This window comes from Nonomuraea sp. KM88 (assembly GCF_052245635.1).
Lineage (GTDB): Bacteria > Actinomycetota > Actinomycetes > Streptosporangiales > Streptosporangiaceae > Nonomuraea.
This window is the reverse complement of the sequence record NZ_JBQQCC010000001.1, coordinates 1102883-1122539: the sequence shown is the minus strand read 5'-3', so window position 1 is coordinate 1122539 and position 19657 is coordinate 1102883. Positions and strand designations below refer to the sequence as shown.

16 protein-coding genes are annotated in these 19657 nt (G+C 73.6%); 6 read left to right on the top strand and 10 right to left on the bottom strand.

Going from position 1 to position 19657, the window contains the following annotated elements:
• Positions 1-237 precede the first annotated feature (237 nt).
• On the top strand, positions 238-531 hold the full coding sequence (locus ACTWPV_RS05140; RefSeq protein WP_347642359.1) for a hypothetical protein: 294 nt from the start codon (positions 238-240) through the stop codon (positions 529-531).
• Positions 532-570: 39 nt separating this feature from the next.
• Here the strand turns inward: ACTWPV_RS05140 and ACTWPV_RS05135 are convergent, their stop codons facing one another.
• Complete coding sequence (locus ACTWPV_RS05135; RefSeq protein WP_443150785.1) at positions 571-948, bottom strand: hypothetical protein; 378 nt, start codon at positions 946-948, stop codon at positions 571-573.
• A 240-nt stretch (positions 949-1188) separates the two neighbouring features.
• Here ACTWPV_RS05135 and ACTWPV_RS05130 point away from each other — a divergent pair, with 240 nt between their 5' ends.
• The 4 genes from ACTWPV_RS05130 to ACTWPV_RS05115 all read left to right on the top strand — a co-directional run bounded on the left by ACTWPV_RS05130 (position 1189) and on the right by ACTWPV_RS05115 (position 5688).
• Entirely contained in the window at positions 1189-2163 is a 975-nt protein-coding gene (locus ACTWPV_RS05130; RefSeq protein ID WP_443150784.1) for a C-terminal binding protein, read from the top strand.
• Positions 2164-2334: 171 nt separating this feature from the next.
• A complete protein-coding gene (locus tag ACTWPV_RS05125) occupies positions 2335-2529 on the top strand; it encodes a hypothetical protein (protein ID WP_443150783.1) in 195 nt (64 codons plus the stop codon).
• A 338-nt stretch (positions 2530-2867) separates the two neighbouring features.
• A complete protein-coding gene (locus ACTWPV_RS05120; protein ID WP_443150782.1) occupies positions 2868-4778 on the top strand; it encodes an exo-alpha-sialidase in 1911 nt (636 codons plus the stop codon).
• 220 nt (positions 4779-4998) lie between these two features.
• On the top strand, positions 4999-5688 hold the full coding sequence (locus ACTWPV_RS05115; RefSeq protein ID WP_347642352.1) for a FadR/GntR family transcriptional regulator: 690 nt from the start codon (positions 4999-5001) through the stop codon (positions 5686-5688).
• Positions 5689-5757: 69 nt separating this feature from the next.
• Here the strand turns inward: ACTWPV_RS05115 and ACTWPV_RS05110 are convergent, their stop codons facing one another.
• The 5 genes from ACTWPV_RS05110 to ACTWPV_RS05090 form a co-directional block, all read right to left on the bottom strand.
• Entirely contained in the window at positions 5758-8334 is a 2577-nt protein-coding gene (locus ACTWPV_RS05110; RefSeq protein ID WP_443150781.1) for an FtsX-like permease family protein, read from the bottom strand.
• On the bottom strand, positions 8331-11375 hold the full coding sequence (locus ACTWPV_RS05105) for an FtsX-like permease family protein (protein ID WP_443150780.1): 3045 nt from the start codon (positions 11373-11375) through the stop codon (positions 8331-8333). The genes ACTWPV_RS05110 and ACTWPV_RS05105 overlap by 4 nt, the downstream gene beginning before the upstream one ends.
• 212 nt (positions 11376-11587) lie before the next feature.
• Positions 11588-12205 (bottom strand): CGNR zinc finger domain-containing protein, encoded by a 618-nt coding sequence (locus tag ACTWPV_RS05100; RefSeq protein ID WP_443150779.1) that lies wholly within the window; start codon positions 12203-12205, stop codon positions 11588-11590.
• 157 nt (positions 12206-12362) lie between these two features.
• Positions 12363-13235 carry an alpha/beta fold hydrolase gene (locus ACTWPV_RS05095; protein ID WP_443150778.1) on the bottom strand — a complete coding sequence of 291 codons (873 nt, stop codon included), beginning with the start codon at positions 13233-13235 and terminating at the stop codon, positions 12363-12365.
• Between the two features lie 112 nt (positions 13236-13347).
• A complete protein-coding gene (locus ACTWPV_RS05090; RefSeq protein WP_443150777.1) occupies positions 13348-14232 on the bottom strand; it encodes an SDR family NAD(P)-dependent oxidoreductase in 885 nt (294 codons plus the stop codon).
• 61 nt (positions 14233-14293) lie between these two features.
• Between ACTWPV_RS05090 and ACTWPV_RS05085 the strand changes: the two genes are divergently transcribed.
• On the top strand, positions 14294-15175 hold the full coding sequence (locus tag ACTWPV_RS05085) for a LysR family transcriptional regulator (RefSeq protein WP_347642346.1): 882 nt from the start codon (positions 14294-14296) through the stop codon (positions 15173-15175).
• Positions 15176-15256: 81 nt separating this feature from the next.
• Here ACTWPV_RS05085 and ACTWPV_RS05080 read toward each other — a convergent pair whose 3' ends face one another.
• The 4 genes from ACTWPV_RS05080 to ACTWPV_RS05065 form a co-directional block, all read right to left on the bottom strand.
• Positions 15257-16474 (bottom strand): cytochrome d ubiquinol oxidase subunit II, encoded by a 1218-nt coding sequence (locus ACTWPV_RS05080; protein WP_443150776.1) that lies wholly within the window; start codon positions 16472-16474, stop codon positions 15257-15259.
• Positions 16467-17819, bottom strand: coding sequence for a cytochrome ubiquinol oxidase subunit I (locus ACTWPV_RS05075; protein ID WP_443150775.1), 1353 nt, complete (start codon positions 17817-17819; stop codon positions 16467-16469). The genes ACTWPV_RS05080 and ACTWPV_RS05075 overlap by 8 nt, the downstream gene beginning before the upstream one ends.
• A gap of 219 nt (positions 17820-18038) precedes the next feature.
• A complete protein-coding gene (locus ACTWPV_RS05070; RefSeq protein ID WP_347642343.1) occupies positions 18039-18878 on the bottom strand; it encodes a universal stress protein in 840 nt (279 codons plus the stop codon).
• Positions 18879-19048: 170 nt separating this feature from the next.
• The gene (locus ACTWPV_RS05065) at positions 19049-19576 is read right to left on the bottom strand and encodes a hypothetical protein (RefSeq protein WP_443150774.1); all 528 of its coding nucleotides are present in this window, start codon (positions 19574-19576) and stop codon (positions 19049-19051) included.
• Positions 19577-19657 lie beyond the last annotated feature (81 nt).

The window sequence follows — 19657 nt, the reverse complement described above, 5'->3', positions numbered from 1 at the left end:
CAAGCGGGCCGGCTCGGGTTCGAGAGCGTTTGACCGAGTGCGCCCGCATTCTCTGCGACGCCTCGGAAACGTTACCGACGACACCCCCAAAACAAGCAGGTCAGACACTGTGCCGCCCGGCCATGCCCGGGCCGTCGGCCTATCTGAGATCTTCGCTTCTGTGCCTGCCGCGCCCCTGCCCTGCCGGCACGGACCCTCTACGGCGAACCGAGACAGGAGCACCACCTCGTGCGACACATGACCGCAGCCGCCCTCACCGCCCTCACCCTCACCGGCGCCTTCGCCGCGGCACCTCCGGCCACCGCCGCCGCGCCGGCGGGCAACGCCCCCTCGTGTGTGGCCGTCTGGCAGACCACGGGCACCTTCACCAAGAAGGGATACGCGCGCAACGACTGCGACCGCCGGCTACGGCTGAAGATCAAGTGGGCGCGCGGCACCGACGGCGCCTGCCACACCGTCGACCCGGGACGCACCATCTACTCGCAGGTCGCTCGGGGCCCGCGCACCTTCGACGGAGCCGACACCTGCTGACCGGCACGCCCGGTGGAGGAGGCCGCCCGCCACGCGCGCTCAAGCCGCCCGGCGGCTCATGAGGAGATCCGCGGGGATGCGCACCGGCAGGCACAGGGTTTGACCGTGCTCGTCGAACAGGTCGTCACGGGAGCCGAAGAAGCCCAGGTCGGCCAGGACGTGACCTGAAAGGTCACATGAGGAGCAGGTGCTGCCGTCCCAGTCCACGGCCGTACGCGCGATCGCGTCGAAGAGCGTCTCCCCACCCGCGTTGGTGAATCGGCCTCCCGCCCGCAGCATGCCGAGATCGCCGTAGAGTTCGGAAGCGGTCACCCACCGGCCATCGAGAAGGAACTCCGGCCAGGCCAGCACCACCTGCCGGGGAATCAGCGCGCGCAGCCGGGGGAACTGCGGATGCCAGAAGCGCCCGTCGAGCAAGAATCCTCTGACCCGAGTGGCGATCCCACGGCCGCGCGCCACAGTGCCCGGCCCCCGCTGTCCGCGAGGTGACGGCGCTGCGACAACCCCGTGATCGTGAAGGCGCCTGTCCCACCCGGCGATCCTAACGTGTCCCCTGCCGGTCAACACGTTACGACCTGGCGGAATGCATGGGATCGCCGACGCGTACGTCCTGTACGAGATCCTCGGACAAGACGTCGCCAGAACAGGGGGACATGCATGGGCACGTTGCAGCGGGTGGTGGTGCTCGATCACCCGGAACCGCACGGGCTGGATCCCGCGCTGGTCGGCTCCCAGGCGGAGCTGATCGACGCTTCCGGGCGGGCCGACGCCTTCGAGCTGTGCCACTCGGCCGACGTGGTCGTCACCGACGCCGTCCCGGTGACCGCCGCGCTGGTGGACAGGATGGAGCGTTGCCGGCTGATCTGCGAGTACGGCGTGGGCGTCGACAACATCGACGTGGCCGCCGCGACGGCGGCCGGGATCCACGTCTCGCGGGTGCCGTCTTACTGCGTCGAGGAGCTGGCCGACCACACCCTGGCGCTGATCCTGGCATCGACCCGGGGCATCGTCAGATACCACGATCACGTACGGCACGGCGGATGGGACTACCGCCAGGCCGGGACGCTCCGCCGCACCCGTGGGCAGGTCCTCGGCCTGTTCGGGCTGGGCCGTGCCGGCGGCGCCGTCGCGGCCCGGGCCGCCGCGCTCGGGTTCCGCGTCCTGGCGACCGACCCCGCAGTCGAGCCGGGCGACCCGCACGCGGCGTTCGCCGAACTGGTGCCGCTCGAGCGGCTGGTGGCGGAGGCCGACGTGCTCAGCCTGCACGCGCCGCTGACGCCCGCCACCCGGCAGGTCATCTCCGCCGCGAGGTTGGCGGCGATGAAACCGACGGCCTACCTCGTCAACACGGCACGGGGCGCCCTGGTCGACCAGCCGGCCCTGCTGGCGGCGCTGCGGGCGGGCCGGCTGGCGGGTGCGGCCCTCGACGTCCTGGCGACCGAGCCGCCGGGCGCGCACGAGGAGCTCCTCGCCCTGCCGAACGTGATCGTGACCCCGCACGCGGGCTTCTATTCGGAAGAGTCGCTGGCGAACGTCACCCGGGAGGTGTTCTCGGAAGTCCGTGCGGCTCTGAACGGACAACGGCCGCGGAACGCGATGAACCAACCCGGCGACGGGGGAAGGGTGCGATGACGCCGCGGACTGCTGCTCCCCCGGCGGGGTGACGACGCGGGCTGCAGGGCGCCGGCGGACGCCGTCGACCTGACGCCGTTCACGTGAGTCAGCTCTTCCGCGTGCCTTGCCCGCGCGATCGCCGGGTCCGAAGAACGTCAGGCGCTCTACATCTCCGGGCTCGGCGCGCTGGTGGGGCTGGTCGCGGGGACGGTGACCGGCGTGGCGCTGACCCGGCCGATGACGACGCACGGCGCCGGAGATCCCGCGACGATCGCCGTACCGTGGCCCTTCGTGATCGCCGTGGTGGTGGGACTGCCCGCGCTGGCGACCGTGGCGGCCCTGATCACCCGCACCCGGCTGCCTCTCGCCCGCCGGCTCGTGTGAACACCGGGCCGGGGCGCCGGCGGTGCGGCGGGCCCGCCAGGCGTAACGGTCGCTCGCCGGAAATTCTCAGGCGTTCCTGACGCCCGGACGAGGACGTCCGACCTCCCGCCGCAGAGCATCCAATGTCGGCCGGCGCCACCGTGGCCGCCTTCCCCGGCCCGGCACGGTCTGGAACGCCAGGTCAGCGACCCTGCTACAGCCACGGCACCCCGGGCACGCCGTTGCCGGTCCGCGCCATATCCGTTCACTGGCGACCATTCCCTGTTCACCGATTTTTTGACATCCTACGTTGGACGTAGGACGTCCCCTCACTCTCTCATGCCAGGAAGGGCGAAGACATGCACGATGGTCACCCCCCGCAAAGCCGTGCCCGGCGCTCGCCGCGCCGCCGGGCGAGCGCGGTGCTGGTGCTCGCGGGCTTACTCGTCGGCGTGTTCGGCGCGCCCGCGGCAGCTGCGCCGGCAGAGGACTCCGCGACCGGCGGCACCGCGCCGTTCGTGGACGAGCAGGTGCTCTACGAGCGGGGCGACTTCGGATACGCCTGCTTCCGGATCCCCGCCGTGGTGCGGGCCGCGGACGGCACGCTGCTGGCCTTCGCCGAGGGGCGGGTGAAGGACTGCGGCGACGACGAGGACATCGACCTCGTACTGCGCCGTTCCGCCGACGGCGGGCGGACCTGGGGGCCGCTGCAGGTGGTCTCGGAGGGGAACGGCACGACCCACGGCAACCCGGTGCCGATCGTCGACGAGCGTACGGGGCGGGTCGTGCTGGTGAGCACCCACAACGGCGCCGAGCCGTGCCCGGACGGCTGTGACCGCGATCCCTGGGTGCAGGTCAGCGACGACCACGGGGCGACCTGGTCGGCCGCAAGGGAGATGACCGAGGGCAAGCGTCCGGAGTGGAACCACTGGTACGCCACCGGCCCCATGCACGGCATCCAGCTCAGGCACGGCCCGCACGCCGGCCGGCTGGTCGTCGGGGCGAGTTACGAGAGCTGGGACCGGGTGGGCGCGCACGCCTACGGCACGCACCTGCTCTACAGCGACGACAGCGGGGTGACCTGGAACATCGGCGCCGAGACGTCCTCCGACGACGGCACGATGATCGCCCAGGAGGTCACCGTCGTCGAGCTCGACGACGGGCGGATCTACGCCTCGGCCCGCGAGCGCGGCACCGACGAGGGCAGCCGGGCGTACGCGACCAGCAGCGACAGTGGCGAGACGTGGGACGCGCCGTTCCGCACCATGCCGGCGCTGGCGACGACCGACGTCCAGGCGTCGCTGCTGCGGTTCGGCGAGAAGCACATCCTCTTCTCCTCGCCGATGCACCCGGGCGCCCGGGAGGCGATGGGGATCCGGTCGTCCCACGACGAGGGGCGCCGCTTCGAGAGCTGGAACGAGGGCAAGGTCTTCCACTGGGGGCCGTCGGCGTACTCGGACATGGTGCGGCTGGACGGCGCCGAGGCGGCCCTGATGTACGAGGCCGGCGACGTGTCACCGTACGAGCAGATCCGGTTCGCCCGGTTCAACGAGGCGTTCCTGGAGACGCCGAACGGCACCCCGCCCGGGATCCCCGGGCCGCCCGCGCCCGGCCCGACGACGCCGGACAGGTCGCCGCACGGCAACACGGCGTACGTCCGCGGCGGCGCGCAGACCACCGACGGGCGGTTCGGCGGCGGGCTGGCCCTGGACCGGGTGGACGACCGGGCGGAGGTGGCGTTCGACGAGTCCATCGACCTCGGCGCGAAGGACTTCACGCTGACCTCCTGGATCCGGTACTCGGAGACGGCCGGCTCGCACGCGATCCTCTGGTTCCACCGCGTGGACCGGGGCACCAACCCGCCTGGGCTGTGGCTGCGGGCGGAGCCGGCGAGCAACCGCATCCGGGCGGTCCTCGCCGTCGACCGGTTCGACGTGACCGTGCAGTCGCCGAGCGCGTACAACGACGGGCAGTGGCACTTCGTGGCGCTCCAGCGGGTACGCGGCGAGCTCAGGCTCCTGGTGGACGGCGTGCAGGTCTCGTCGGCGCCGGTGCCGTCCGGTTCGCTGACGCTCGGCAAGGAGTTCGGGCTCGACGGGATCCACGTCGGGCAGCGGCTGGACGGCGCGGACCGGTTCCGCGGGACGCTGGACGAGGTACGCGTCTACCGGCGCGCTCTCACCGGCGCCGAGCTGGACCTGGTCCGGGAGCGGAACCTCCCGATCGGCGGCCGGCTCGGGCTGCGGCTGCCGTTCGACCACGTCGGCTGAGGGGCGCGAGCCGCCCGGCCACGGCGCCCCCGGAGACCCGCGGGCGCCACCGCCGCGCCCGACCATGCATCGGGACGTAGGACGTCCAGCGGGTTGAACGAGCGGCGTGCGTCCGGTGACCCGTCCGTGTAGTCGGCGTAAAATCTCCTCCACCGCCTGGCTTTCGCAGACCGAGAGGTGGGATGTTCGACACGAGGTCTTCGACGAGCCTGGAGGCAGCATGCCTACGCGTGACGGCGCGTCGCTTCAGGAGCGCATCATCGCCCTGATCCACGAGCGCGGGCTGGCCCCCGGGGCGCCGATGCCCACCGAAGTGCAGCTGATGGACCTGCTCGGGGCGAGCCGCAACAGCGTCCGTGAGGCCGTGCGGGCCCTGCGGGCGCTGGGCATCGTCGAGATCCGGCACGGACATGGGACGTTCGTCGGGCACGCGTCGCTCGACGTGCTGACCCCGTCGCTCGCCTTCCAGGTGCGGTCGGGCCAGGGCGGCGGGATCCGCGCGCTGCACGATCTGGTCGAGGTTCGGGAGCTGCTCGAGACCGGGCTGATCGGCCAGGTGGCCCGGAGCACCAGCGTCACCCGCCTCGCCGCGCTGGACGCCCTGGTCAACGGCATGGACCGGGACCCTGGAGCCGATCGGGCGTTCCACGCGCTGCTGTACGAATCGTGCGGCAACGAGCTGGTGCTGCAGCTGATCGGCCTGTTCTGGGACGTCTACCACGAGGTCGAGCCGACGCTCGGCCCGCCGGAGGAGCGGACCGCGGAGATCGTCGTCAACCACCGCCGGATCGTGGCGGCGCTGCGCGCCCGTGACACCGAGGCCGCCCGAGAGGCGATGCGGCTGCACTTCCGCGACGTCAAGGCGCGCATCGCGCGGGCGAAGGCCCGGCCGCTCCCCGCGCCGACCTGACGCGGGCCGTACCCGACGCGGGCCGTACCTGACCCGGGCCGACCCGATCCGGGCCTGGTGTTCTGGTGGTCAGGGGTCGCCCACGCGGAGGGCGTCGAGGTTCCGGCGCCGGCCCATGGCGATGTGCGCGTACGCCCCGAGAAGGGCGCACAGGCCCATCCCGGCCGCCAGCGCCACGGGCGTGAGCAGGCCCGGTGTGTGGCCGGCGACGGGCAGGCCACCGGCGAACGCGGACACGTCCACGCCCGGTCCGAGCGCGGCCGGCAGGACCAGCCCCAGAGCCAGGCCGACCGGCGCGGTGACGAGGACGACGGGCAGCAGCTCCAGCAGGACCAGCCGCCTGGCCTGCCTGCCGGACAGCCCGAGCGTGCGCAGGAGCGACACCGTCCTGGCCCGCCCTGCCGCCCCCGCGACCAGCGACAGGACGATCGCGACCAGCGCGTACGCCCCCAGCGCCACCGTCACCACGACCATCGTCGTGCGGACCGTGCCGGTGAGCGGGTCGGCCTGGATGGCCGCCAGCGCCGCCTCCTGCGTCTCCACGGTGGCCGACGGGACCAGCCGCGCCAGGTCGGCGGGCGAGGCGTCGCCCCTGATCAGCAGGGTGTTGGCCGCGGGCCAGGGCAGCACCTCCCGCGGCACGAGGAGGAACTGCCCGCTGGAGTAGAAACCCGGCACCGCGTCGATCAGGCCCTGGGCGGTCAGCCGTACCGGCGACAGCCACATGATGTCGAAGGCGTCCCGGTCGCCCAGGGCGGGCGAGAGCAGCGCGGACCTGTCCCCGGACAGCGCGGGCAGGCTGATGGGCGCGTCCTCGTTGACCCGCCGCCACCGCGCGAGGTCCACGGCGACGGCGTACGGCCGCTCCCCCGTGGCCCCGATCTGCACCCGGCCCGTCAGCGCGAGCGCCACCTCCTCGACCCCGGGGGCCCGGCGTACGCGCTCGATGGCGTCGGGCGGGATGTCCGCGACGGACGTCAGCTTGATCGGCGCGCCCACCTTCTGCCAGGACGCGAGCCGCTGCGTGGTGGTGATCCCGTCGTGGACCACCGCGGCGTACACCGACAGGCTCAGCGCGGGCAGCAGGACCAGCACCGTCAGCGCGCCCGTGGATCGCCCTCTGGCCGCCCCGGCCAGCGCCAGGAACGGCACGGCCGCCCGCCCCCGCGCGGTCAGCCGGACGAGCAGCCGCAGCGGGTACGGGTAACACCGCAAGGTGATCAGCGCGGCCGCGAGCGCCAGCGCCACCGGGATCACCAGCAGGAACGGATCCTGCTGCGTGCCGGACGGTCCTCGGGCCCGCAGCAGGTACGCCCCCGCCAGCGCGAGCACGACGACCAGCGCCTCCACCGTCACCCGCCGCGCGGACGGCCGGGCGGTGACCAGGTCGGCACGGCGCTCCCCCAGCGGCGTGCGATGCGCGAGCACCAGGCGTGCCGCGGCGAAGGTCACGGCGGCGACGACCACGACCGCCGGTCCGAGGTGCACGATCGGCGGCACGGGCCCCGGCAGGAGGAACGACAGGGCGTACCCGGCCAGGGCCGCGGGCCCCACCGTGAGCGCGGTCAGCGCGGCCCCGGCCGCCGCCACCTGCCGCAGCGCGGCGCCGCGCGCCCGCGCCAGGGCCATCGTGCGCTCCATCCGGTCGGTCAGCAGCCGCACGCCCAGCGCGATCACGCCGAGCGCGACCGCGAACAGGCCTCCGAGAACCAGGTACATGACGGTCCGGGCGGCGGACAGCGTGGTCAGGAAGCCGGCGAGCAGAGAGGGCAGGCCGGTGACCAGGCGGTAGCTGATGCTGCCGCTCCCCTCGACGTCCACCTGCCGCCGGAACGCGGCGACCGCGGCTTCGACGCCCGGCACGCCGGCGGCGCTCGCGGCCCGCCCGTCGAGGGGAAGGACCCAGCGGTAGGCCAGCGTACGGGCTTTGTTGGTGAGCGCGCTGAGCCCGTCGTCCGACATCAGGGTCGTGGTGTGGAACTCCTCCGGCCCGTCCGCCGGCACGACCCTGGTGACGTGCAGGACGTCGGCGTCGTGGCTCCAGGATCGGTCGGCCGGGTCCTTGGCCCTGAAGACGCCGACGATCTTCGCGGCGGTGTGCGCGCTCTCGCCGAGCATCCTCGTCTGGCCGACGCGCAACCCCATCCGCTCCACGGCCTCCTCCACGACGCCCACCTCGATGACCGGGATCGTCGCACCCCGGTACCGCGTGGTGGACGGCTTGCCGGGCGCGCGGCCCCGCACCCAGTCCACCCGCCGATCGGCGTCGGACAGCCAGCCGAGGTTGACGAAGGTTCGGGTGTCGCCCGTCTCGTTGACGGGCGTGCGGAAGGTCTTGGCGCTGATGTGGCCGCCGCGCCCGACCAGGGGCCGCAGCTCCGCCGGGAGGAGCCGGCGCCAGTGGAGGCCGGCGCCCTCGAACTCCGCGCGTGAGTGCAGCTCCCCGGCGGGCAGGGCCGGAGCCGCGGTGACGGTCAGGTCGGTCCGCACCGCGACGGTCGCGGCCAGCGAGCGGCGCAGCGCCTCGTCGAACGACGCCTGCATCGTTCTCGGCAGCCCGGCGACGAGCAGGCAGGCGACCGCCGTCAGCACGACGAGCAGCGCCGACGTGCCCGCGTGCGCCCGAACGCCCAGGGGGATCCTCACCGCTCCTCCAAGGTCTGGCCCCGCCACATGCGCCGGGCCAGCCCGGCGACGATCGTGACCAGCACCGCCGTCACCAGGGCCAGCATCCCCGCGACGGCCGCCCACGGGATGTGGAACAGCACGCCGGGCGTGACCGCCGACGCCTGCCCGGTCATGACGACGCGCGGGACCACCAGGTTCCCGACGACCACGGCGAGCGCGGTGCCGGCGGCGAGCGACAGCCCGATGACGAACGCCTGCTCCGTGGCCAGCATCCCGAGCACCTGGCGGGGGCCGGTGCCCAGCGCGCGCAGCACGGCGAACTCGGCCCGCCGCTCCCGCGCCGCGACCACGGCGTTCACCAGAAACCCGAGCACCGCGAACCCCAGCGCGGCGGCGAACGCCAGGGTCAGCGCGCCCTGCAGGGCGCCGGCCAGCGGATCGTCGCGCAGTTCCGCCGCCAGCTCCCGGCGGTCGACCGCGGTCACGTCCCACTGGGGGTTGCGGCGGAGGATCTCCCGCGCGGGAGCGGTGTCGGGGGCGGCGAGCCACCATTCGGTGGCGGGCCTGGGCGGCTGCGCCGCGGCCAGCTCGTACGCCTGCAGCGTCTCCCAGTCGGCGAGCACGGCCTGCTGGTCCGGGGCGCTCGTGGGCATGCTCGTCACGATGCCGGCCACCTCGACCCGCACGACCCGGCCGGCGAGGCGAACCGTCCCGACCTGCCCGACGCCCAGCTCCAGCGTGGCGGCCAGGCCGGATGTGAGCACCACGGGCAGCGGGCCCGGCTCACGCGGCGGGCCGAAGGTGATCACGCCCCGCGGGCGGGCGACGGCCCCGGCCACCGGCACGTCCCGGCCGTCCGCGCTCAGCCCGGTCAGCCTCAGGGCGGCCTGCTCGCTCGCCACGAGGCCGCGTACGGACAGCGGATAGGTGATCGTGCCGGCGCGTCCGGCGAGCGGGGCCAGGTCGGCCTCGACCCGGTTGCCGCCCTCCCGCAGCTCGCCGAGCGGCAGGTCGAACCACACGCCCAGCGCGTCGGACAGCACCAGCCTGGCCGGCACGGCGGCGCGTGACTCGACCCGCACGGTGAGGGCGCGCGGCCGTCCGGGCAGCTGCAGCCGGCCCGCCCGGTCTCCGGCGAGCGCCGCGGACAGCTGCGGCACCGTCCGCGCCGACAGGTCGGGGCGCAGGCGGAACAGCTCGCCGAGCCTGCCCGCGTCCAGGGCGACGAGCAGCGCGCTCTCGCCGCCCACCCCGGTCGGCGCCCGGAAGGCGGGGGAGGCGGCGGTGACGCCGGGCAGCGCCGTGAACGCCGTGCCGCGGCCGAGCGTCCCCAGCTCGGGCCCCTCGGACGGGCCCGACAGGCGCAGGTCGGCCGCCGCCCGGTGGTCGGCCTGGTCGCGCTGCGAGGCCTGCCAGGTGGCGGTGGTGGCCATGGAGACGACGCCGATGGCGATCGCCAGGGTCAGCAGCAGCGCGGGGCCGGCGTACGTGAGCGGCCGCCTGCTGACCTGCCAGGCCCCCAGAGCGGGCGCGAGGTCAGGCCGGCGCGAGGTCAGCCGCTCGGCCAGTCGCGACACGCGCGGCACCAGCCGCAACCCCAGCAGGCCGCCCGCGAGCAGGGCCAGGGCCGGGCCGGAGACGATCAGCGGGTCGATGCCGAGCCCGCCCGCCGCCGTCGCGGTGACCGGCGCGCCGTAACGCTGGAGCTGCCAGATCGCCAGCCCGGCCACGACCAGCAGCGCCAGGTCCGCGCCCGCCCCCTGGACCAGCCCGCGCCGGCCGCCGCGCCCGCGCGCCGACTGCTCCTCCACGTACGTGCGCCGCGCGCCCGCCACGGCCGGCAGCGCCAGCAGCGCGGCCGCGGCCAGCGCCACCCCGGACGACACGAGGAACGTGCCCGCGTCAACCCGCGGCGCCAGCCGCACTCCCGAGGCGCTGATCCAGGGCAGCAGGCCGATCAGCGCGAGCAGCGGCGGCCCGAGGAACGGCGCCACGACCGCGCACGGCACCGCCACCAGGAGCGCCTCGCCCCCGGCCAGGCTCGCCAGCCGCGTCGTGCCCGCGCCGCGCGAGCGCAGCAGCGCCATCTCCATGCGCCGGTGGTCGGCGAGCAGCCGCGCCGTGAGCATCAGCGCGTACGCGGCCAGCACCAGCAGCTGCAACACCGGGATCAGCACCGTGGAGCGGGCCACCAGGGACGCGGTGTCGAGCTGGGTGAGGAGTTCGGGCAGGTCGCCGGCGGTCAGGCAGTTCACGCATCCGGCCGCCGCCAGCCGCTCGCCCACCCGGCCGACGGCCTCGGCCAGCGGGCGCAGCCGTTCGGGCGTCAGCGCCCCGAGCTCCGGCTCGGCCGCCCACACGGCCCGCACGCCGGTGGCGAAGCGCGCGACGAACGTCTCCTGCGTCACCATCAGGGGCCCGTACGTGGTGTACTCGCCACGCTCCACTCCCCTGCTCAGCAGCTCCTCACCGGCCCACCGCTCGCCCACGGGGTCGTCGAGCCGGAAGACGCCGACGACGCGGACCTCGACCGGGCGCCCGTCGAGCCGCGCCTTCGTGACGAGCTCCTCGCCGATCTCGAACCCGGTGGCGGCGGCGGCCGGCTCCGAGATCGCCGTCTCGACGGCCGGCCCGCCGGCCCGCGGCCACCTGCCCGCGGCCAGCCGGGCGTGCCGGTCGAGCCCGTCGTGGCTGCCGAACCGCAGCAGCTCGGGCCGCTCCTCGCCGTCCTGGCCCGGCATGACGTACGAGTCGGAGCGCAGGCTGGTGGTGACGGCCGGTGGGGCAGCCGGTGGGGCCCCGTGGGCCGCGGCGAGCTCGTCGCGCACCATCCGGTCGTACTCCGGGAAGGTCCTGGCGTTGACCTGGGCGGTGATCGTGGTGGTCGTCTGGCGGTACGAGGCCGTCTCCATCGCCCTGCGCACACCCGCGCCGGCGATGGAGGAGGCGTACATCGTCAGCGCCACCAGCGTGGTCGTCGTCAGCAGGATCGAGCAGAGCGCGGCCAGGAGGAGCAGCGGCTCGCCGAGCGCCCGCTTGACGACCAGCGGCCCCCGCATTCCTCTCTCCTTCCCCGATGTTTAGACCTTCGGGGCCCGGCGGGGCGGGGGCAAGGGTGACGGCACACCTGATATGCGCATGTGATCGTCCGATCTCCGGACGGCGTGAGCGCGCGGGGACGGCGGCGCCCGCCTGCCCGGTCGAAGGGCTCACCGTGGCCGTCGGGCGTTGACACCGACGGAGTTCCACCCCCGGTTCGGCAGCCGGAGTTCTACGCCGTCACGCTCTTCCACGAGGGGGGAGGCTGTTCGCGCTGCCGGCGCTGGTGGGCGCGCACCTTGGTCCGGTTGCCGCAGCGCGCCATCGCGCACCAGCGCCGGTTGTGCGCGGGTGAACGGTCGACGAAGCGCAGGGCGCAGCGGTCCGCGCCGCAGAGGCGGACCCGGCGGACCTCGTCCGACACCAGCAGGTCCACCGCGTCATGTGCGACCAGGCCCAGCCCTGCCGCCGCGCCCTCGGCCCTGTCGCGCGACTCCCCCGGCGCCAGGCGCCCGTCCACGATGGCGACCTGGGGTGCCGGACGGAGGGCCGCCATGGCCGCTTCGTTGATCACGGACAGGTCTCCCGCGTGGGGCAGCTCGCCGCTCGCGGCCGCCATGATCGCCCGGTCGATGGCCTCGCGCAGTCGCCGGGCGAGAACGAGCACGCCCTCGGGCTCCGCGTGGGGCAGGGCCGGTTCGCCGGCCATTCCCGCGGTGTACAGCCAGCGCAGCACGTCTCCGGGCTCCCGGAGCGTCTCACGAGGTTCCTTCCAGCGGTCGCGCAGGGTGTTGACGAAGTCGAGGCACACGCTGCCGCCGTGCCAGAGCCACTCGTCGTCCGCGGTCACCTGTGCCTCCTGTCCACCAGATCGACGGAGGCGCACCGTGTCCTCTCCGGGACACGATCCTGATCGCCCACGCGTGGGACCACGAGGCCTTTCACGAAGGCGCATCCTCTTCCTCCCGGTCTGGGGACGCACGCCGGGACGGGCGAGCATCCTGCGCTCACGGGTGACTCCCCCGGGTGAGGAATCCGCGAAGGTGGTCGAGGAGGATGTCCGGACGCTCCTCGGGGATGAAGTGACCGCAGGCGGGGATCTGGACACCCGTCACGTCGTCGGCGTACTCGCGCCAGATCTCCAGCGTCGGAAGGCGGGCGGGCAACCCGGCGGAGCCCCACAGGGCCAGCACGGGCATGGCGAGCCTGCGCCCCATGACCGCGTCGGCGTCGTCGTCCACGAGGTCCTGCTCCTGGGCGCGGTAGTCGTCGAAGCCGGCCCGCAGGGCGCCCGGCCGGGAGAACGCGCGGACGTAGGCGTCCACGGCATCGGGGTCCAGGCCGTGACGGTTGTACGTCCAGCGTTCGAAGAAGTACTCCAGATATCCGCGTACGTCGTTGGCCACGAGGCGTTCCGGCAGGTCCGGCTGCATGTGGAACAGCCAGTGCCAGTAACCGGAGGCCACCGAGGCGTCCAGCCGCCGGAACATCTCCCGCGTCGGGACCACGTCCAGCACGACCAGCCGCTCCACCTGCCCGGGGTGGTCGAGCGCCCAGCGATGCGCGACGCGGGCACCACGGTCGTGCCCCACGACGACGGCCCGCTCGAAGCCGAGCTCCTGGACGAGCGCGGCCATGTCGGCGGCCATCTGACGCTTGTCGTAGCCGGTGGCCGGTTTGTCGCTGAGCCCGTATCCGCGCAGATCGGGCGCGACGACCGTGTGATCGGCGGCCAGCGGCCCGAGCACCGCCCGCCAGCAGTGGCTCGTCTGCGGCCACCCGTGGAGCAACAGGATCAGCGGGCCGGAACCCGCTCGGGTGTAGTGCACGCGGATTCCGTTCACGAAAGCCACGCCCGTCGTCGTCACGGCGCCGCCCATGGTGCCCCCGTCCCTCTTAACCGTCTTAGATGGTTAAGCTAGCCCTCACCCCTCCGGCGCGGCTAGGAAGCCGGCGCCGGGCGCGGCGTCACCAGCGCGGCAGGGGTTCGTCCTAGCCGGCGAGGTAGCCGCCGGTGGCGTCGAGGTCGTGACCGACGACGGCGCTCGAGTCGTCCGAGGCGAGGAACATGACGACCCTGGCGATCTCCTCGGCCGCGACGATCCGCTTGACGGGGTAGTCCTGGGCGATCTGCTCGTACGTCACCCCGAACGCCTCGGCCGCACGCCGCAACATGGGCGTGTCCACGGCGCCCGGCGCCAGCGCGTTCACCCGGATGCCGTCGGCCGCGTACTCCAGGGCCGCCACCTTCGTCAGCGACGCGACGGCGTGCTTGCTGGCGTTGTACGGCGCGATCGTGGCCCACCCGACCTCGGCGGAGACCGACGCGGTGTTCACGATGGCGCCGCGGCCCCGCTCCAGCATCCTCGGGACCTCGTACTTCATGGCGAGGAAGACGCCTGCGGCGTTGGTGCGCCACACGGCCTCCATGTCGGCGAGGGTCTGCTCGTGCACGCGGACCGCGCGGGGGCTTTCGATCCCGGCGTTGTTGACGGCGATGTCGATCCGGCCGTGGCGGCGTACGCAGGCTTCGACGAAGTCGCGCACCTGGCCCTCCTCGCGGACGTCGGCCCGCCGGAAGGTGGCCCTGCCGCCCGCGGCACGGATGCTCGCGGCGACCCTGTCGCCGAGCGCCTCGCGCCGGCCGCAGAAGAACACCGCCGCTCCCTCGGCCGCGAACGCGCGGGCGGTGGCCTCTCCGATACCGGACGTGGCGCCCGTGATCAGGACGACCTTGCCGGCGAACCGGTCACGTGGCTGCTGGAGCGTGCGGGCGGCGGCGCCGGGGGTGAGGGCTGTGGCCGCCGCCGCGGTGGCGCCCGCGGTGAGCAGGGCCCTTCTCGACGGCGTGTGGAGGTCTGGCTTGCGCGTGGTCATGCCGACAGGCAACCAGCCGGGGGCCTCCACGGGCCAATACCTGTGCCCATACATTTCAGGCATGGACGTGGACACGCGGGTGCTGCGCTACTTCGTCACGGTCGCCGAGCGGCTGAGCTTCACGCAGGCCGCGAAGGAGCTGTTCGTGGCGCAGCCGTCGCTGTCCCGGCAGATCCGGCAGCTGGAGGAGCGGCTCGGCGCCGACCTGTTCACCCGGCCCGAGGTCCGGCTCACCCCCGCCGGCGAGCAGTTGCTGACCGCGGCACGCCGCCACATCGCCGAGTGGCAGGAGACGACGAGGCTCGTACGGACCACCGCCGCGGCCACGCGGAACGTGCTGCGGGTCGGGTTCGTCGTCGCGGGCGGCGGCCCGCTCGCCCGGCGGGCGCGGGCCGCGTTCGCCGTCCGCCGCCCGGAGGCCGCCGTCGAGCCGAAGCGGTTCGAGTGGGCGGGTGAGACGCGGGCGCTGCGGGACGGGCAGGTGGACGTCGCCTTCGTGTGGCTGCCGGCCGACCTGTCCGGGCTGCGCAGCGAGGTGGTCGCCAAGGAGCGCAGGTGGGTGGCGGTGGCCGCGGACCACCGGCTGGCGGGGCGGGAGTCCGTGGACATGGCCGACCTGCGTGACGAGCCGATCGGGTGGACCGAGGTGGCGCCGGCCGCGTGGGTCGACTGGTGGGCGGTGAACCCCCGGCCGGACGGGTCCGCACCGGTCTGGGGGCCCAAGAACGACAACGTCGACGAGATGCTCGAGCACGTGGCCGCAGGAGCGGCGGTGTGCATCGGCGCCCGCTCGATGGCGGAGTACTACGCGCATCCCGAACTGACGTGGCTGCCCATCACCGACGTGGAGCCGCTCCGGATCGCGCTGGCGTGGCCGCCCGGCACGGTGAACCCGCTGGTGGGCGAGTTCGTGCGGGTCGTGCGCGAGATCGTCGCGGAATGACCGGTACGGTTCACCCGCCGGCGCGCGAGATCGCCACGCGGTGGCCTCGACCCCCCCGTCGCCTGACGGCCGTTACGGCCGTCAGGCCCGCTGGTCCGGCTCCGCCGTCACGAGGGCGAAGGTCGCCACCGCGCAGGCGAACAGGCAGGTGACGCCGAGAGCGAAGAGCCAGCCGGGTTCGGCGAGCACGGTCGCGCCCGCGCCGACGAGCAGGGTGGCGAGGGCGAAGCCCGCGAGCCGGCGGCGTCCGGCTCGGCGGGCGGCGGCGGGCGGGGAGGGGGTTCCGGTGTCGGGGGCGGCCCCGGGGTCCAGGGTGCCGCGGAGGAAGAGGCGGAACAGCAGGACGAGCGAGGGAACCAGCACGATCGCTCCGCCGGCGACGGCGACGACGACGGCGAGCAGCGTCGACGGGCCGGCGGCTGCCTGCTCGACCGTGAGACCGGGCAGGAAGCGCGGCCTCTGCGCCATCGCCCAGCCCGCCACGATCGCGGCCACGGCGACCGCCGCCGAGGCGCGGGCCAGGCCGAAGCGCTCGCGCCAGACGAGCAGCAGGGTCGCGATCCCGGCCACGCCGGAGACGGCGACCATCACGGCGCCGCCGTCGCTGGTCAGGCCGGCGAACAGCAGCGGGGCGTCGTACCTGGCGACGATGAGACCGGCCAGCGCGAAAGCGCCCGCGCACCCGCCCGACACGAGGGCGCGGGCGCGGAAGTCGTGCTCCAGGCGTCTGGAACCGAACCGGCGCGCGTCGGCGGCGAGGTAGACGGCGGCGAGATATCCCCCGGCGGCGACCGCGAGCCCGCCGATGAGCAGTGAGGTGGGGTTCAGCCAGCTGGTGACGAGGTTGCCCGCGGCGTTGCCCACCGGGACGCGGCCGGAGGCGATCGCGCCCGCGACCGTGCCCAGCGCGAACGGCGTCAGGATCGAGGAGAGGGCGAACAGGTACTCGATCGGCCGCTCGCCGGCGGCGCCCTCCAGCTGGCCGCGCAGCGCATATGAGGCGCCCCGGAGGATGATCCCGACCGCGGCGGCGAACAGCGGCACCGCCAGCGTGGACGTGATCGAGCCGAAGGCCACGGGATATGCCGTCCAGCACACGACCAGCACGAAGATCAGCCAGACGTGGTTGGCCTCCCACACGGGTCCCATCGCGTGGCGCGCGTGGTGCCGGATCGCCTGGTGACCGGCCTCTCCCCGGCCGGCCAGCAGCGTCCACAGCCCTGCGCCGAAGTCCGCGCCGGCCAGCACGGTATAGGCGGCCAGGCCGGCGAGGATGAACACCATGGGGATCTCAGCCATCGTGGTCCTCGATCGGCACGCGGCTGAAGCGGTGCAGCAGCCATGCGACGCCGCCGGCGAGTCCCAGGTAGACCACGATCAGGGTGCCGTAGCCGACGGGTATCCCGGACGCGTCGGTGACCGCCTGGCTGGTTCGCATGATCCCGTACACGATCCAGGGCTGGCGCCCGACCTCGGTGGTGATCCACCCGCAGAGGAGCGCGACGACCGACAGCGGGCCGGCCAGGACGACCGCGCGGAAGAACCAGCGTGAGCGGGGCAGCCGTTTGTGACGCAACCGGACATAGAGGTAGACGAGGCTGAGCAGGGCGAGCAGCGTCCCGATGCCGACCATGCCCTGGAAGGCCAGGCGTACGACGTTGACCGGCGGCTGGTCCTCGACCGGCACCGCGTTGAGGCCCTGAACCGTCGCGTCCGGGTCATGGAAGGCCAGCAGCGACAGCAGGCGCGGGATCGCGATGCCGTAGTCGACCTCCTTGCCGTCGTACCAGCCCAGCAGGTGCTCGGGCGCACCGCGGGTGGTCTGCCCCAGCCCTTCCAGCGCGGCCAGCTTCACCGGCTGGTGCCGCGCGACCTCCCGCGCGGCCCAGTCACCGATGATCACCTGCAGCGGCGCGGCCACCGCCGCGGCCGACAGCGCGACCGTCAGGGCCGTGCGGCGGTAACGGTCCCGGCGTCCGCGCAGGAAACCCCACGCGTACGGGACGGCGACGAGAAACCCCGCGACGATGAAGCCCGCGAAATACATGTGGACGAACTCGTGCCAGAAATAGCCGTTGGCGAACAACGCCGACCACGGGTGCGCGTCGACGGCGCGACCGTCCTGCATCCTGAACCCCACCGGGTGGTTCATCCAGCCGTTGACGGAGATCACGAACAGTGACCCCATGACCCCGGCGATCGCCACGGGGATGCCCGCCAGGAAGTGCGGCAGTGGCCGCAGGCGGTCCCAGCCGTACACGTAGATGGCGATGAAGATCGCCTCGGTGAAGAACGAGAACCCCTCCAGCGTGAACCCCAGCCCGAACACGTCGCCGAAGCCGGCCATGAAACCCGGCCACAGCAGCCCCAGCTCGAAGCTGAGGATCGTCCCGGTCACGACGCCGATGGCGAACAGCGCCAGCATCACCTTCGACCAGCGCCTGGCGAGCGTGCGGAAGAGCATGTCCCCGGTCCGCAGGTAACGCCACTCGCAGAACAGGACCATCGCGGGAAAGGCGATCCCGAAGCACACCAGCGGGATGTGCACGGCGAGCGACAGCGCCTGCATCTGCCGCGCCTCGAACAGGTAGTCCTGGTCGACGGATGTGAACGCGCCCCCGAGAGCCGCGATCGTCGCGCTCATGTCGTCTCTCACCTCTGGCCGTGTCGACCACGCCCACCGCCGACAGCTGGGTCCGGTCCGTGACGAAGACCTCCGGCATGGTGGAGGTGCCGGTGACCGACACTATAAGCAGCCTTTCGTTACTCTCTGCGAGACTCGCCGGGCCGTCGACCAGGCCGCGGACGCCTCAAGGGCCGCAACGGACCTGATGACCGCCGGGCGGCAACCGCCACCGGCGGCTCACGCCTGGCGCGTCCGGGGGCGTACCACGGCCACCGGGCAGGTCACGTGGTGCAGCACCGCGTGGCTGACCGAGCCGAGCACCGCGGAGGCGAAGCCGCCCCGGCCGCGCGAGCCCACCACCAGCAGATCCGCCGTCCCGCCCGCCCGGATCAGGACGTCGGCCGGATGGCCGACCACCTGCTCGCCGACGATCGCGACGTCCGGGTTCTTCTCCTGCCAGGGCGCCACGCGCTCGGCCGCCCTGCGGATGTCCTCCTCGCGGCTGCTCTCGATGAGCATGCCGTATCCGGCCACCAGCGGCGGGGCGATCGGGATCTGCCAGGCGAACACGACGTGCAGCGGCAGGCCGCGGACGCGGGCCTGGTCGACGGCGTACTTCATGGCGGCCTCGGAGTCGTCGGAGCCGTCGTCCCCGACGACCACCCGCCCGTACTGCACGACGGACGGCCCGCGGACGAGCACGAGCGGTCCGGTGGCGTGCCCGGCGACCCCCAGGCCGACCGAGCCGAGCACGAGCCCGGCGAACCCCCCGAGTCCCCGGCTGCCCAGCACCACGCTGTCCGCGGACACCGACTCACCGATCAGGGTGTCGATCACGTTGCCGGGCAGCAGTTCCGTGGTGACCTCGACGTCGCGCGTCAGGCCCCGTGCCCGGTCGGCGGCCGCGGCCAGCGTCCCGGCACAGTACTTCGTCCCCTCATCCCCGTAGCGCCACTGCTCGCACACGTGCACGATCCGCAGGCCCAGCCCTCTGCGCTGGGCGTCGGCGGCGGCCCATTCCACGGCCGCCCTCGCCGGTACGGACCCGTCCACGCCTGCCACGATGTGTCCGGCCATCACGCACCTCCTCCGCTTTCCTCCAGCCTCGCGCGGCGCCGGCGCCCGGCGCAGGAGCACGAGGTCCCCGACCAGCAGGGCCATTGGTCCTCACCGGCCGCCCGCGGCGCACCCGGTGCACGGACCGGCGCCCACCTCCGGTGGCCGGAGGTGGCGCGCGGGCGTTCGCCCTACTTCAGGTAGGGGTTGCGCCGGATGATCGGCAGGTCGCCGAGTCCGAGCGTGGTACCCGCGTCGGCGAGGGCGAGGCCGACGAGGACGATCGAGTAGACGATGTGGTCGTCCATGAAGGGGTTGGTGGCCAGGGGCAGCTCCGCCGCCCACATCAGCACGAGCATGAGGCTGCCCGCGCCGGCGGCGATGCGGGTGCCGGCGCCCAGGACGAGCGCCAGGCCGACTCCGAGCAGGCCGGCCATGAACAGCCAGTCCACCCACGCCTGCCCGGCGAGGATCGAGAAGAAGCCGCCGAGCGCGTGGTCGCCGGTGCCCTTGAGGAAGCCGGTCGTGGGGCTGCCGCCCGCGATCCAGGCGCGTCCGGCCGGGGTGGCTAACCCCCAGCCGAAGGTCTTGTCCAGAAACGCCCAGAGGAAGATCCAGCCGATCGAGATTCGGGCGATCGCCCAGACGTGGTCGACCGGCCGGCGTGCGGCGGTGGTGGCGCCCGTCTCCCCGATGGGCCTGGTGTCGGCGGCGGCCATGGCGGTCCCCTTTCGGTGCTGACTCGTCGTCCCTGTCGCACCTCCATCACACCGTTGGCGGCCCTCGCGAAGCAGTGCCGT